The sequence below is a fragment of the Pseudomonas zeae genome (assembly GCF_014268485.2).
In the GTDB taxonomy this organism is placed as follows: Bacteria; Pseudomonadota; Gammaproteobacteria; order Pseudomonadales; family Pseudomonadaceae; genus Aquipseudomonas; species Aquipseudomonas neuropathica.
In genome coordinates this window covers 5,518,410-5,532,556 of record NZ_CP077090.1, presented here as the reverse complement: position 1 = coordinate 5,532,556, position 14,147 = coordinate 5,518,410, and the positions used below count along the sequence as shown (strand labels likewise).

Genomic DNA, 14,147 nt, shown 5'->3' with positions numbered 1-14,147 from the left:
AGGCGTTGCCCCGAGCACCAGCCGCTGCCTCGCAGCGGCTTTTGTATTTTCTGAAATAACGAAGTGGAGAGCCGCATGGTTCCCGTAATCGCCCTGGTGGGCCGACCGAACGTCGGCAAGTCCACCTTGTTCAACCGCCTGACCAGGACGCGCGACGCCATCGTCGGCGACTTGTCCGGTCTGACCCGTGATCGCCAGTACGGTGAGGCCAAGTGGCAAGGGCGTTCCTACATTCTGGTCGACACCGGTGGTATCTCCGGTGACGAGCACGGTATGGACGAAAAAATGGCCGAGCAGTCGCTGCTGGCCATTGAAGAAGCGGATGTTGTGCTGTTCCTGGTAGATGCCAAGGCCGGTTTTACCGCCGCCGACCAGATGATCGCCGAACACCTGCGCAAACGTAACAAGCGTTCCTACGTGGTCGCCAACAAGGTCGACAACATCGACCCGGAAATGGCCCGCGCTGAATTCGCTCCATTGGGCATGGGCCACGCGATCCCGATCGCCGGTGCTCACGGCCGTGGCATCACCCAGATGCTGGAAATCGCCTTGGGTGATTTCCCCAAAGACGAAGAAGAGCCGGAAGACGGCGAAGAAGAGATCGTTGCCGAAGGCGAGGAAGCCAAGCGCATTCCTGGCCCGAGCGAAAAAGACGGGATCAAGATCGCCATCATCGGTCGTCCGAACGTCGGCAAGTCGACCCTGGTCAACCGCATGCTCGGTGAAGACCGGGTTATCGTCTATGACCAGCCGGGCACCACCCGCGACAGTATCTACATCCCGTTCGAACGGAATGAAGAGAAGTACACGCTGATCGACACCGCCGGCGTCCGCAAGCGCGGCAAGATCCACGAAGAAGTCGAAAAATTCTCCGTGGTGAAAACCCTGCAGGCGATCAAAGACGCCAACGTGGTGATCTTCGTGATGGACGCCCGCGAAGGCGTGGTCGATCACGACCTCAACCTGCTGGGCTTCGCCATCGAATCCGGTCGTGCACTGGTGATCGCGATCAACAAGTGGGACGGCATGACGCCGAGCGAGCGCGACTTCGTCAAGGTCGAGCTGCAACGTCGCCTGTTCTTCGTTGACTACGCCGACATCCACTTCATCTCGGCCCTGCACGGCACTGGCGTGGGTAACCTCTACGCGTCCGTACAGAACTCGTTCAAGTCGGCGGTCACCCGCTGGCCGACCAACCGTCTGACCCAGATTCTGGAAGACGCGGTGGGCGAGCACGCGCCACCGATGGTCAACAACCGCCGGATCAAGCTGCGCTACGCCCACTTGGGTGGTGCGAACCCGCCGATCATCGTGATCCACGGTAACCAGATCGAGAAAGTGCCGAAGTCGTACGTGCGCTATCTGGAGAACACTTACCGCCGTGTGCTGAAGCTGGTCGGTACGCCGATCCGCATCGAGTTCAAGGGCGGCGAGAACCCGTACGAAGGCAACAAGAACACGCTGACCGACCGCCAGGTCAACAAGAAGCGTCGCTTGATGTCGCACAACAAGAAAGCCAGCAAGAAGCGCCGCGACAAGAAATAAGGTCGCGGCTCGTTGATCGTTCCCATGCTCCGCGTGGGGATGTATCCCGTGACGCTCTGCGTCACATAAGCGGTGGACGCAGAGCGTCCAGGGCTGCATTCCCACGCAGAGCGCGGGAACGATCAACATGAGAGAAGGGTGCCATCCGGCGCCCTTTTTTTATGGGCGCCGGATGGGCTATCCTCGGGCTCTCCCGCGCCGTCGTCAGAGCCGGGTGTTGAGCAGGGAACCCTCGATGATCACCAGTAAGCTGCCGAATGTCGGCATCACTATTTTCACGCAGATGTCTCAGCTCGCGGCCCAGACCGGAGCGATCAATCTGTCCCAGGGTTTTCCTGACTTCGACGGCCCGCAGTCCCTGCGTGACGCGGTCGGTCGGCACATCGCCAGTGGCCACAACCAGTATTCACCGATGACTGGCCTGCCGGCACTGCGCGAGCAGATTGCGGCGAAAATCGCTCGCAGCTATGGCGTGCAAGTCAATGCCGACAGTGAAGTGACGGTCACGCCGGGCGCGACCCAGGCGATCTTCTGTGCGATTCAGGCGGTTATCCACAGCGGCGACGAAGTCATCGTGTTCGATCCGTGCTACGACAGCTACGAACCGGCGACAGAGTTGGCGGGCGGTCGTTGCGTACATGTACAACTGAATCCGAACGACTTCTCCATCGATTTCGATCAACTCGCTGCTGCCCTGAGTCCGCGCACGAAAATGATCGTCATCAACACCCCGCACAACCCGAGCGGCGCACTGATCAGTCGTGCCGAACTCGATCAACTGGCAGAGTTGATCCGTGGTCGCGACATCTACCTGATCAGCGATGAAGTCTACGAACATCTGGTGTTCGACGGCGTGCCGCACGTCAGCGTGCTGGCCCATGAAGAGCTGTATCAGCGCGCATTCGTGGTCAGCTCGTTCGGCAAGACCTATCACGTCACTGGCTGGAAAACCGGTTACGTCGTCGCGCCGCCAGCGCTGACCACCGAACTGCGCAAGGTCCACCAGTACGTCAGTTTCTGCGGCGTCACGCCGTTGCAATATGCGCTGGCCGATTACATGGCCGAGCACCCGGAACACGTCGAAGAGTTGCCGGGCTTCTACCAAGCCAAGCGCGATCTGTTCTGCGATCTGCTGGCGCCGTCGCGTTTCACCTTCACCCGAGTCACCGGCACCTATTTCCAACTGGTCGATTACTCGCAGATCCGTCCCGACCTCAACGACGTCGAGATGGCCATATGGATGACCCGCGAACACGGCGTGGCGAGTATCCCGGTGTCGGTGTTCTACCAGAACCCACCGCAAGGCCAGCGCCTGGTGCGTCTGTGTTTTGCCAAACGCGAGGAGACGCTGCGTGAAGCGGCGGCAAAACTATGCGTGATCTGAGTGCGTTACCTGATCTGAACCTGGCGCTGATCCAGACCAGCCTGGCCTGGCATGACCGCCAGGCCAACCTTGAACATTTCGCGGTGTTGCTGGAGCAGGCGCGGGGGGCGGATCTGATCATTCTGCCGGAGATGTTCACTACCGGATTCTCCATGGAATCCGAAACCCTTGCCGAAGCCGAGAATGGCCCGACCAGCAAATGGCTGCGGGTTCAGGCGGCAAAGCTCGATGCAGTCATTACCGGCAGCGTGATCATTCAGGCCGCCGACGGCAGCCATCGCAATCGCCTTCTATGGGCGCGACCGGACGGCGAAGTGCTGCATTACGACAAGCGTCACCTGTTCCGTATGGCCGGTGAGCACAATCACTACACCCCCGGCGAACGTCAGGTGCAGTTCGAACTCAAGGGCTGGCGCATCCGTCCGCTGATTTGTTACGACCTGCGCTTCCCGGTGTGGAGCCGCGATGCGCAGGACACCGATCTGTTGCTGTACACCGCCAACTGGCCGGGCGCGCGGCGTCTGCACTGGAATCGCCTGTTGCCGGCGCGAGCCATCGAAAACCTTTGCTATGTGGCGGCGGTGAATCGCGTCGGCACGGACGGCAAGGGCTTCGCCTACACCGGTGACAGTCAGGTGCTGGATTTCCAGGGGGAAACCTTGCTGGCGGCGGGGGAGGCGGACGGGGTGTTCAAGGTGGTTTTGGAGGCGGCGTCACTGGCGGCGTATCGCGAGCGCTTTCCGGCGAATCTGGATGCCGACACCTTCGAGTTCACCTGAGGTAACTGATCGTTCCCACGCTCTGCGTGGGAATGCAGCCCGTGACGCTCCGCGTCACTGGACGCAGAGCGTCCCTTGAGGCATTCCCACGCAGAGCGTGGGAACGATCGCAGGCAAAAAAAGGCCCCGGAGTTCAAACGCCAGGGCCTTTTGCATTTCAGCGGTCGATTACGCCGCTTTCGCCTCTGGCTGGCTCAACGAGCGGTTCAGCGCGCTGAACAGGGCCTTGAAGCTGGCCGTGGTGATGTTTTCATCGATGCCCACGCCGTGCACTGCACGTTCGCCGTTCACACGCAGTTCGATGTACGCCGCTGCTTTGGCGTTGGTGCCCGCGCCGATCGCGTGTTCGTTGTAGTCCATGATCTCCACCGGAATCGGCAGACCGGCGACCAGTGCTTCCAGCGCACCGTTGCCCTTGCCGCGCCAGTGCAGGTTGGTTTCGCCCTGACCTTTGCTTGCCACTTCCACTTCGACGGCGCTGTTGCCGTTTTCTTCCTGCAGGCGATGGCTGACCAGCGCGTACGGGGTGTTGGCTTGCAGGTATTCGCTGATCAACAGCGAATGGATCTGCTTGGCGGTCATCTCCAGGCCCAGACGATCGGTTTCACGCTGCACAACCTGGCTGAATTCGATTTGCATGCGACGCGGCAGGCTGATGCCGTACTCCTGCTCCAGCAAGTAGGCGATGCCGCCCTTGCCCGACTGGCTGTTGACGCGAATCACCGCCTCGTAGCTGCGGCCGATGTCGGCCGGGTCGATCGGCAAATACGGCACTTCCCACAGTGCATCCGGTTTCTGCTGGGAGAAGCCTTTACGGATCGCATCCTGGTGCGAGCCGGAGAATGCGGTGTGCACCAGGTCGCCAACGTACGGGTGACGTGGGTGAACCTGAATCTGGTTGCACTCTTCGACCACTTTGCGCACGCCGTCGATGTCGGAGAAGTCCAGCTGCGGGTCAAGACCCTGGGTGTACATGTTCAGGGCGACGGTGACGAGGTCAACGTTACCGGTACGCTCGCCGTTGCCGAACAGGCAGCCTTCGACGCGATCGGCGCCGGCCATCAGGCCCAACTCGGTAGCGGCGACACCGGTGCCACGGTCGTTGTGGGTGTGCAGGCTGATGATCACGCTGTCACGACGGTTGATATTGCGGCCGAACCACTCGATCTGGTCGGCGTAGACGTTCGGGGTCGCGCACTCAACGGTAGCCGGCAGGTTGAGGATCATCTTGTGCTCAGGCGTCGGGTTCCACACCTCGATCACCGCGTCACAGACTTCCTTGGCGAATTCCAGCTCGGTAGCGCTGAAGGTTTCCGGGGAGTATTCGAAGGTCCACTCGGTGTCCGGCTGCATCGCCGCGTATTTGACGAACAGCTTGGCGGCGTTGACTGCAATGGCCTTGATACCGTCCTTGTCCTGGTTGAAGACGATGCGACGGAAAGACGGCGAGGTGGCGTTGTACAAGTGAACGATGGCTTTTTTCGCACCGCGCAGGGATTCGAACGTACGCTCGATCAAATCTTCACGGCCCTGGGTCAGCACCTGAATTGTGGTGTCGTCCGGGATGTGGCCTTCTTCGATCAGGGTACGCACGAAGTCGAAGTCGGTTTGCGAAGCGGCCGGGAACGACGCTTCGATTTCCTTCACGCCCACCTGCACCAAGGTTTTCCAGAAGCGCAGCTTTTTCACCGCGTCCATCGGCTCGATCAGCGACTGGTTGCCGTCACGCAGGTCAGAGCTGCACCAGATCGGAGCAGCGTCGATGGTTTTCGACGGCCAGGTGCGATCCGGCAAGTTGATGACGGGAAACGCGCGGTATTTCGAAGACGGATCTTTGAGCATGCTCATCGGGAAATTCCTTATTGTCTGGGCCGAAAAGAGGCGGCCTGCCGGTGTTACGAATGTTCTTGGAAAAGCGTGGGACGAGGTGCCGCGATTCAGCCTGGCAGTCGTGCGCTGACGAGGCACAGGCTGCGGTGCTGGCGAAGCTGAATGAGGGTGTGAGAGGTTTTCATGCCTTCAACCCTAACCGCGAGGGGAGAGGATGGCAAGCAGTCGAAAAAAATTGAGAGGAATACTCGGAAAGCGGGCTTTTGCGGGATTTTATTGCGCTGGAGGTGGTGGATCTTATTGATGTTTGCGTGAGGTTAGATTGGGGCGCAATTGAGTTTTTGAAGATTTATTCAGTGTGGCGGTGTTTTATAGGCCGCCTTCGCGAGCAGGCTCGCTCCCACAGGGGATCTTTGTTGTGAATAAGATCCAGTGTGGGAGCGAGCCTGCTCGCGAAGAGGCCGGTCGCCTCAACAAATATTTAAGGTTGAAACGCACCAATGAAAATCGCCGGATCCACCCGCGCATCATTCAGGCTGACATTCCAGTGCATGTGCGGCCCGGTCGCCCGACCAGTCGAGCCAACCTTGCCGACCACTGCGCCTCGCGCCAGTTGATCGCCGACTTTCACATCAATCTTCGACATATGGCAGAACATGCTGATAAAGCCCTGCCCATGGTCGACAAACACAGTGTTGCCATTAAAGAAGTAGTTGCCGGTGAGGATCACTTTGCCCGCCGCCGGGGTCTTGATCGGCGTGCCCGCTGGCACCGCGAAATCGAGGCCTGCATGTGGATTGCGCTCTTCACCATTAAAGAAGCGACGCACACCAAACTTGCTCGACAACGGACCGTTCACCGGTTTGTCCAACAACAGATTGCTCGGCGTGTTCGGACTGAAGCTGCGATATGCCTTGATCTGTTCGGCCAGTTCGCCCTCGATGCGTTTGAGGTTCGACTGATCCGGGTTGACTTGCTGTTTGTTCTTCAGGGTGATGCGTTGTTCCGGGTATTTCTTGTTGCCCACGGTGAATGGCAAGTTACGTCCGCCGCTGCTGATCTGCTGCGCGCCAGGCTTCACGGTCAAGGGCACCCCGACAATCGCCAGCCAGTTGTTCTGCTCTTTCACCACCAGCACCGGTTTGCCTTGATACGTGGCTTTCGGTGCCTGCGCGGCTGCGCCCAGATCAACCACCGCCACACCGCCCGGCACCGGTTTGTTCAGCAGCCGGGTGATGTAACTGTCGGCGTGGGCATTGAAGGTCAGGCAGAGCAAAAACAGTGGAGCGAGAAAGCGCGGCATGGATCAGTCCAGTAAAGAGAGAGTGACAGGCGTCAGGTGATTGTCCTCGACGCGCACTTGCAGTTCGCCTTCGCCGAGTTTGGCTTTGAGGCGCTGGCCGGTGTGGGTCTGTGCAGCGTTGCGAATCGCATGGCCACGCTCATCGAGCAAAATGCTGTAACCGCGACCGAGCGTCGCCAATGGGCTGACCACGTGCAGCGTCTGCATCTGGCTGTGCAGTTGCAGGCGACGGTTCTTCAGACCTTCGCGCATGGCGCGAGGCAAGCGTTCGGCGAGGCTGTCGAGTCGCTGGCGCAACATCGCCAATTGCCGCCCCGGATGCTGGCCGGCGAGGCGGGTTTCCAGGCGGATCAGGCGCTCGCGACGGGTATTGAGATGGCGTTCGAACGCCCGACGCATGCGCATGTCCAGATCATCCAGGCGCTGAGCCTGCTGGCGCAGACGCTCGCCGGGATGACGCAAGCGACGGGCCATGCCTTCCAGGCGCAGACGATCACGCATCAAACGGTCGCGCATGCGCATCACCAAGCGCCGATGCAGGCTTTCGACCTGACGGATCAGATGACTGGAATCGGGCGCGAGTAATTCGGCAGCCGCAGACGGCGTCGGTGCGCGCACGTCGGCAACAAAGTCGCTGATCGACACATCGGTTTCATGGCCGACGGCGCTGACAATCGGCGTCACGCAGGCATCGACGGCGCGGGCCACGGCTTCTTCGTTGAAGCACCAAAGGTCTTCCAGCGAACCGCCGCCACGGGCGAGGATCAGCGCGTCAAAACCACGGGCATCGGCCATTTTCAGCGCGCGGACGATTTGTGCGGTGGCTTCCCGGCCTTGTACGGCAGTCGGAATCAGCGTCAGTTGCACCTGCGGCGCACGGCGGCGGAATACGCTGATGATGTCGCGAATCACCGCGCCGGTTGGCGAGCTGATGATGCCGATGCGCTGCGGATGCGCGGGTAACGGCACTTTGCGTTCGGCACTGAACAGACCTTCGGCGCTGAGCTTTTCCTTCAGCGCATCGAAGGCCAGACGCAGTGCACCGTCACCGGCAGGTTCGACAGTGTCGAGAATCAACTGATAGTCGCCACGGCCTTCGAACAGCGAAACCTTGCCACGCACCTTCACCGCCAGGCCGTCCTTCAACGCCTGACGCACTCGCGCAGCGTTCTGCCGGAACAGCGCGCAACGCACCTGCGCGCCGCTGTCCTTGAGGGTGAAATAGATGTGGCCTGACGCCGGGCGCGCGAGGTTGGAGATTTCGCCTTCGACCCAGATGTTGCTGAACACGTCTTCGAGCAACACCCGCGCGCGGCCGTTGAGCTGGCTGACGGTCAGGACCTCACGGTCCAGGCCAAGTCTTGCAAAGGGATCTTTAATCATGGGGCGCAGTTTAAAGGCATTTGCCGTTGAATCACCATCGATCTCCTGTAGGAGTGAGCCTGCTCGCGATAGCGGAGTCTCAGTCGCAGGATAGGTTGAATGTCCAACCGCTATCGCGAGCAGGCTCACTCCTACAAGGGGGTTGTGAAGGTTTCGATGAAGTGTTGAATCAGCGGGGGCGGATTATGGCGATAGGCGAGGGCGACAGTGCTTTGGCAATCGGGATCGGTCAGCGGCAGAAATCGTACACCGCTCGGAGCGATGTCCTGCATCGATTCCGGCAGCAGGGCGATGCCGAACCCGGCCTGAATCAGCTGGAGCTGGGTGGTCTTGCGCGACATGACCCGCGCCGCTCGCGGAAAGAAGCCCTGACGCATGCACAATTCAGCACACAGATAACTCAGACCGCCGCGTTGCGGATGCGGGATCGAGATGAATGCCTCGTCCTTCAGTTGGGCCAGATCGACACGCTCAGCCTCGGCCAATCGATGATTCATCGGCACTGCCAACAGCAGCCGTTCAGTAAACAGCGGCACAATCTGAACACCTTCGCGCTGGCGCAACACCGGCAGGCGCAGCAGGCCGACATCGAGGCGTCCTTCGGCGAGTTCTTCCAGTTGCGCTTCCGAAGAGAGTTTGCCGATATCCAGTGATACGCCAGGCTGTTGCTGCAGATAAGCGCCGATATCACTGAGCAGCCGGCCACTGATAGACACAGTGCTGGAGTGACTGAGGCGCAAGGTGCCGAGCTGGCCATTGCCGACTTCGGTGGCCATGGCGCTGGCCTTGCTCAGCTCGTTCAGCAGATTTCTTGCTCGCGGCAAAAAAGCTTCCCCAGCCGCAGTGAGGCGAGGCTGGCGCGCGGTGCGCTCGAAAAGCGGGGTTTGCAGGCGCGTTTCCATGTCCTTGATTTGCCGGCTCAGCGCCGATTGCGCAACGAATAAACGTTCAGCCGCAGCACTGAAACTGCCGCAGTCGGCAATTTCGACGAAGTAACGCAATTGACGGGTTGAAAGCACCAGTTATGCCTTTTTGAGATGGGTGATCGACTTTGAAGATATTAGTCGCAACCCTCGGCGCTGGCTAAAGTCATCTCAGGCTTATTAAGGAAGCGGATCGATGAGTGTGGCGGGGTTGTTGAGTGAATGGGCGTGGGGCGCTGGCGGCTGGGCGGTGATTGGGTTGGGCATCGCATTGGCTTACATCGTGTTCGGCATTGCCGGATTTGGCACTGCATTGGTGGCGGGGCCGATTCTGCTTCTGTTCATGCCGTTGTCAAAGATTGTGCCGCTGCTGGTGCTACTCGATTTCGTTGCAGCGTTCGGCAACCTGCTGCCGTCGCGGCGGGATGTGGCCAAGCCGGAGTTGTTGCGGCTACTGCCGTGCATGGCGCTGGGCTGCACGCTGGGAGTGATTTTCCTGCTTAATCTGAAATCCGATCTGTTGCTGTTGTTGATGGGTCTGTTTATCAGCGCTTACGCGATTTACAGCCTGTGGGTCAAAGCCCGGCCGACGCAATTGTCGGCGGCCTGGGCAGTGCCGATGGGGACAGTGGGCGGGTTGTTCGGCGCGCTGTTTGGCAGTGGCGGCTTTCTATACGCGATTTATCTCAACAGTCGGCTGCCGAAGGACGCTGCGCGGGCGACGCAAAGTGCGCTGATCAGTTGCAGCACGGTGGTGCGTTTGAGCCTGTTTGCCATCGCCGGTGTGTATGCCGAGCTACCCTTGTTGATGCTGGCGCTGTGTCTGTTGCCGGCCATGGCGCTGGGGCTGTGGATCGGGCGGCGCTTGACCATGAAGTTGTCGCGCGAGGCATTTGTACGGCTGGTGACGTGGCTGGTGCTGGCGAGCGGGCTGGCATTGATCGGGCGCTACCTCAGCACTTGACCGGATTTTGTCAGGGATTAAGCTGCCGGCCTTTAGGGCCTCTTCGCGAGCAGGTCGAATCGTCGCACCGTCGCTCCCACAGGGAACTGCATTCCATTGTGGGAGCGAGCTTGCTCGCGAAGGCGTCAGAAGTCACACCGCAGGATTTCCCATGAATTCGCAAAGCATCATCGTCCCGAAAATCTCCACCCTGCCGGTCCACGAACCCCGGGCCCGGGCGATCGTGCGCTGGCTGGTGCGCAAGAACATCATCAAAGAAGAGCTGACAACCTGTGGCCGCACCGGCAACCGCATGGCTTACGGGATTGCCGATGGCGCCCGCGCCGTGGTCCTGCACCCGCAAGCGCTACCATTTGGTGAGCCGATCAACGGGCTGGAGATCGTCACCAAACGCTGCATCTACACACCGGCCAAGGGCTTTCTCGAAGAGGCCGGTTGCGCCGAGTGTCGTCGCGAGATCGGCGAAGCGCTGTTCGAAAGCCTCGAAGACTGGATGCCGGGGCGCACCGACAACTTCACCTGCCCGGAATGCGGTCACGAAGACGACATCAACGGCTTCCTGTACCTGCAGGAGTGCGGGTTTTCCAACCTCGGTTTCATCTTCAACAACTGGCTGGAGGCGGGCTTCAAGCAGAGCTTTATCGATGAGTTCGCCGATTGGCTCGATCAACCTGTCTCTTGGGTCAAGGTGGAGCTGTAACGGCGGGGATTCCCGTACATCAGCAACATTGATATTAAGCTGAGTTTTACATTGAACAGCAGGGGGTGGATGACTATAATGGCGCGCTTCCATTTTCCCGCTCGGGAGCCCCCGCGATGCTGCGTATCAGCCAAGAAGCTCTGACATTCGACGACATTCTTTTAGTGCCTGGTTATTCCGAGGTGCTTCCTAACGAAGTCAGTCTCAAGACCCGCCTTACCCGTGGCATCGAGCTGAACATTCCTCTGGTTTCTGCTGCAATGGACACCGTCACTGAAGCCCGTCTGGCAATCGCCATGGCTCAGGAAGGTGGCATCGGCATTATCCACAAGAACATGACCATCGAGCAGCAAGCTGCCGAAGTGCGTAAGGTCAAGAAGTTCGAAGCCGGCGTCGTCAAGGATCCGATCACCATCGAGGCTGATGCCACGGTACGTGACCTGTTCGAATTGACCCGCATGCACAACATTTCCGGCGTTCCGGTCCTGCACGATGGCGACCTGGTCGGCATCGTCACTTCCCGTGACGTGCGTTTCGAAACCCGTCTGGAAGCCACCGTACGTGAAGTGATGACGCCTAAAGAGCGTCTGGTCACCGTGCGTGAAGGCGCCGACAAGAACGAAGTCCGCGAGCTGCTGCACAAGCACCGTCTGGAAAAAGTTCTGATCGTCGATGACAAGTTTGCCCTCAAAGGCATGATGACCGTCAAAGACATCGAAAAAGCCAAAGCCTACCCGCTGGCCAGCAAGGACGATCAAGGTCGTCTGCGCGTTGGCGCTGCGGTCGGTACCGGTAAAGACACCGGTGACCGCGTCGCTGCTCTGGTCAATGCCGGTGTGGACGTGGTGGTAGTTGATACCGCCCACGGTCACTCCAAAGGCGTGATCGACCGCGTTCGCTGGGTCAAAGAGAATTTCCCTGAAGTGCAGGTGATCGGCGGCAACATCGCCACCGGCGCCGCAGCCAAGGCTCTGGCCGAAGCTGGCGCTGATGCGGTCAAGGTCGGTATCGGCCCTGGCTCGATCTGCACCACCCGTATCGTCGCCGGTGTCGGCGTCCCGCAAATCAGTGCCATCGCCAACGTCGCCGCTGCCCTTGAAGGCACTGGCGTACCGTTGATCGCCGACGGCGGCATCCGTTTTTCCGGTGACCTGTCCAAGGCCATCGTAGCCGGTGCTTCCTGCGTGATGATGGGCTCGATGTTCGCCGGTACTGAAGAAGCGCCGGGCGAGATCGAACTGTTCCAGGGCCGTTCGTACAAGGCGTATCGCGGCATGGGTTCGCTGGGCGCCATGTCCCAGGCTCAAGGTTCCTCCGACCGTTACTTCCAGGACTCCTCGGCAGGTGCCGAGAAACTCGTTCCGGAAGGCATCGAAGGCCGTGTGCCTTACAAAGGCACCCTGAGCGCGATCATTCACCAGTTGATGGGCGGTCTGCGTTCCTCGATGGGCTACACCGGTAGCGCCAACATCGAAGAAATGCGCACCAAGCCTGAATTCGTGCGGATCACCGGCGCCGGCATGGCCGAATCCCACGTTCACGACGTGCAGATCACCAAAGAAGCGCCAAACTACCGCGTAGGTTGAGCCTTCAAGCTACAAGCAAAGCAACCGGGGCTGTTTGATTCAGCCCCGAGTTGTTTCTGAATCACGACTGTTTCTGAACGACTTAGACGAGACTGAATCATGGCCCTCGATATTCACGCTCACCGCATCCTGATCCTCGACTTCGGCTCGCAATACACCCAACTGATCGCCCGCCGCGTGCGCGAAATCGGTGTGTACTGCGAACTGCACCCGTTCGACATGGACGAAGATGCGATCCGCGAATTCGCTCCTAAAGGCGTCATCCTCGCCGGCGGCCCCGAGTCCGTGCACGTCGCCGACAGCCCGCGTTGCCCACAGGCAGTATTTGACCTGGGCGTACCGGTCTTTGGTATCTGCTACGGCATGCAGACCATGGCCGAGCAACTGGGCGGCAAGGTTGAAGGTTCCGAACTGCGTGAGTTCGGTTACGCCCGCGTTGACGTGGTCGGCAAGAGCCGTCTGCTCGACGGCATCGAAGACCACATCGACGCTGACGGCCTGTTCGGCCTCGACGTATGGATGAGCCACGGTGACAAAGTCACCAAGATGCCGGAAGACTTCCACATCCTCGCCAGCACCCCAAGCTGCCCGATCGCCGGCATGTTCAACGACGACCGTGGTTACTACGGCGTGCAGTTCCACCCGGAAGTGACCCACACCAAGCAGGGCGGTCGTATCCTGTCGCGCTTCGTCCTCGACATCTGCGGCTGTGAAGCCCTGTGGACGCCGTCGAAGATCGCTGAAGACGCCATCGCCAACATCCGCGCTCAAGTCGGCACCGACAACGTGCTGCTGGGCCTGTCCGGCGGCGTTGACTCCTCGGTAGTTGCCGCGCTGCTGCACAAAGCCATCGGCGACCAACTGACTTGCGTCTTCGTCGACAACGGCCTGCTGCGTCTGCACGAAGGCGAGCAAGTGATGGCCATGTTCGCCGAGAACATGGGCGTCAAGGTGATCCGCGCCAACGCTGAGGAGCAGTTCCTCAACAACCTGGCCGGCGAAGCTGACCCGGAAAAGAAGCGCAAGATCATCGGTCGCACCTTCATCGACGTCTTCGATGCCCAGTCGAACAAACTGGAAAACATCAAGTACCTCGCTCAGGGCACCATCTACCCGGACGTGATCGAGTCGGCTGGCGCGAAAAGCGGCAAGGCCCATGTGATCAAGTCGCACCACAACGTGGGCGGCCTGCCGGAAGAGATGAACCTGAAACTGGTCGAGCCACTGCGCGAACTGTTCAAGGACGAAGTCCGTCGTCTGGGCCTGGAGCTGGGCCTGCCGTACGATATGGTCTACCGTCACCCGTTCCCGGGCCCGGGTCTGGGCGTGCGCATCCTCGGTGAAGTGAAGAAGGAATACGCCGACCTGCTGCGTCGCGCTGACCACATCTTCATCGAAGAACTGCGCAAAGCTGACTGGTACCACAAGGTCAGCCAGGCGTTCGTCGTGTTCCAGCCAGTGAAATCGGTTGGCGTGGTCGGCGATGGCCGTCGTTACGCCTGGGTCGTGGCCCTGCGTGCCGTAGAAACCATCGACTTCATGACCGCGCGTTGGGCTCACCTGCCTTACGAACTGCTGGAAACCGTTTCCGGCCGCATCATCAATGAAATCGAAGGCATCTCCCGCGTCACTTACGACGTGTCGAGCAAGCCGCCGGCGACGATTGAGTGGGAATGATCTCACTACCCGTTGATTAACGAAAAACCCTTGGCCTGAAGCCAAGGGTTTTTTCGTTTCATGCCTTGAAAAC

At 59.8% G+C, this 14,147-nt stretch carries 11 protein-coding genes; 7 read left to right on the top strand and 4 right to left on the bottom strand.

Annotated elements, in window-relative coordinates; translation table 11 throughout:
- Positions 1-75 precede the first annotated feature (75 nt).
- From der to HU754_RS24275, 3 genes are all read left to right on the top strand, one after another.
- Positions 76-1,545 (top strand): ribosome biogenesis GTPase Der, encoded by a 1,470-nt coding sequence (gene der / locus HU754_RS24285; RefSeq protein ID WP_093430647.1) that lies wholly within the window; start codon positions 76-78, stop codon positions 1,543-1,545.
- Between the two features lie 235 nt (positions 1,546-1,780).
- Positions 1,781-2,929, top strand: a complete 1,149-nt coding sequence (locus tag HU754_RS24280) for a pyridoxal phosphate-dependent aminotransferase (protein ID WP_099757100.1) — start codon at positions 1,781-1,783, stop codon at positions 2,927-2,929.
- Positions 2,917-3,708: an amidohydrolase gene (locus HU754_RS24275; protein ID WP_093430645.1), complete on the top strand. Its 792-nt coding sequence runs from the start codon at positions 2,917-2,919 to the stop codon at positions 3,706-3,708. Before HU754_RS24280 ends, HU754_RS24275 begins: the two co-directional genes overlap by 13 nt.
- 168 nt (positions 3,709-3,876) lie before the next feature.
- Here the strand turns inward: HU754_RS24275 and leuA are convergent, their stop codons facing one another.
- The 4 genes from leuA to HU754_RS24255 all read right to left on the bottom strand — a co-directional run bounded on the left by leuA (position 3,877) and on the right by HU754_RS24255 (position 9,243).
- Positions 3,877-5,556: a 2-isopropylmalate synthase gene (leuA, locus tag HU754_RS24270; protein WP_186624505.1), complete on the bottom strand. Its 1,680-nt coding sequence runs from the start codon at positions 5,554-5,556 to the stop codon at positions 3,877-3,879.
- Between the two features lie 463 nt (positions 5,557-6,019).
- Positions 6,020-6,841 (bottom strand): M23 family metallopeptidase, encoded by an 822-nt coding sequence (locus tag HU754_RS24265; protein WP_064118936.1) that lies wholly within the window; start codon positions 6,839-6,841, stop codon positions 6,020-6,022.
- Positions 6,842-6,844: 3 nt separating this feature from the next.
- A complete protein-coding gene (gene xseA, locus HU754_RS24260; protein ID WP_016984362.1) occupies positions 6,845-8,224 on the bottom strand; it encodes an exodeoxyribonuclease VII large subunit in 1,380 nt (459 codons plus the stop codon).
- 131 nt (positions 8,225-8,355) lie between these two features.
- Positions 8,356-9,243, bottom strand: a complete 888-nt coding sequence (locus HU754_RS24255; protein WP_186624506.1) for a LysR family transcriptional regulator — start codon at positions 9,241-9,243, stop codon at positions 8,356-8,358.
- 100 nt (positions 9,244-9,343) lie between these two features.
- Here HU754_RS24255 and HU754_RS24250 point away from each other — a divergent pair, with 100 nt between their 5' ends.
- From HU754_RS24250 to guaA, 4 genes are all read left to right on the top strand, one after another.
- Complete coding sequence (locus tag HU754_RS24250) at positions 9,344-10,111, top strand: sulfite exporter TauE/SafE family protein (RefSeq protein WP_186624507.1); 768 nt, start codon at positions 9,344-9,346, stop codon at positions 10,109-10,111.
- 151 nt (positions 10,112-10,262) lie between these two features.
- On the top strand, positions 10,263-10,811 hold the full coding sequence (locus HU754_RS24245) for a sugar ABC transporter ATPase (RefSeq protein ID WP_099757094.1): 549 nt from the start codon (positions 10,263-10,265) through the stop codon (positions 10,809-10,811).
- A 116-nt stretch (positions 10,812-10,927) separates the two neighbouring features.
- Complete coding sequence (gene guaB, locus HU754_RS24240; RefSeq protein ID WP_034156270.1) at positions 10,928-12,397, top strand: IMP dehydrogenase; 1,470 nt, start codon at positions 10,928-10,930, stop codon at positions 12,395-12,397.
- A 99-nt stretch (positions 12,398-12,496) separates the two neighbouring features.
- Positions 12,497-14,074: a glutamine-hydrolyzing GMP synthase gene (gene guaA / locus HU754_RS24235; RefSeq protein WP_093430638.1), complete on the top strand. Its 1,578-nt coding sequence runs from the start codon at positions 12,497-12,499 to the stop codon at positions 14,072-14,074.
- Positions 14,075-14,147 lie beyond the last annotated feature (73 nt).

Coding starts and splice junctions, on each gene's coding strand:
- der (WP_093430647.1), top strand. CDS start 76: ATGGTTCCCGTAATCGCCCTGGTGGGCCGACCGAACGTCGGCAAGTCC.
- HU754_RS24265 (WP_064118936.1), bottom strand. CDS start 6,841: ATGCCGCGCTTTCTCGCTCCACTGTTTTTGCTCTGCCTGACCTTCAAT.
- HU754_RS24250 (WP_186624507.1), top strand. CDS start 9,344: ATGAGTGTGGCGGGGTTGTTGAGTGAATGGGCGTGGGGCGCTGGCGGC.
- HU754_RS24245 (WP_099757094.1), top strand. CDS start 10,263: ATGAATTCGCAAAGCATCATCGTCCCGAAAATCTCCACCCTGCCGGTC.
- HU754_RS24275 (WP_093430645.1), top strand. CDS start 2,917: ATGCGTGATCTGAGTGCGTTACCTGATCTGAACCTGGCGCTGATCCAG.
- guaA (WP_093430638.1), top strand. CDS start 12,497: ATGGCCCTCGATATTCACGCTCACCGCATCCTGATCCTCGACTTCGGC.
- leuA (WP_186624505.1), bottom strand. CDS start 5,556: ATGAGCATGCTCAAAGATCCGTCTTCGAAATACCGCGCGTTTCCCGTC.
- HU754_RS24280 (WP_099757100.1), top strand. CDS start 1,781: ATGATCACCAGTAAGCTGCCGAATGTCGGCATCACTATTTTCACGCAG.
- guaB (WP_034156270.1), top strand. CDS start 10,928: ATGCTGCGTATCAGCCAAGAAGCTCTGACATTCGACGACATTCTTTTA.
- xseA (WP_016984362.1), bottom strand. CDS start 8,224: ATGATTAAAGATCCCTTTGCAAGACTTGGCCTGGACCGTGAGGTCCTG.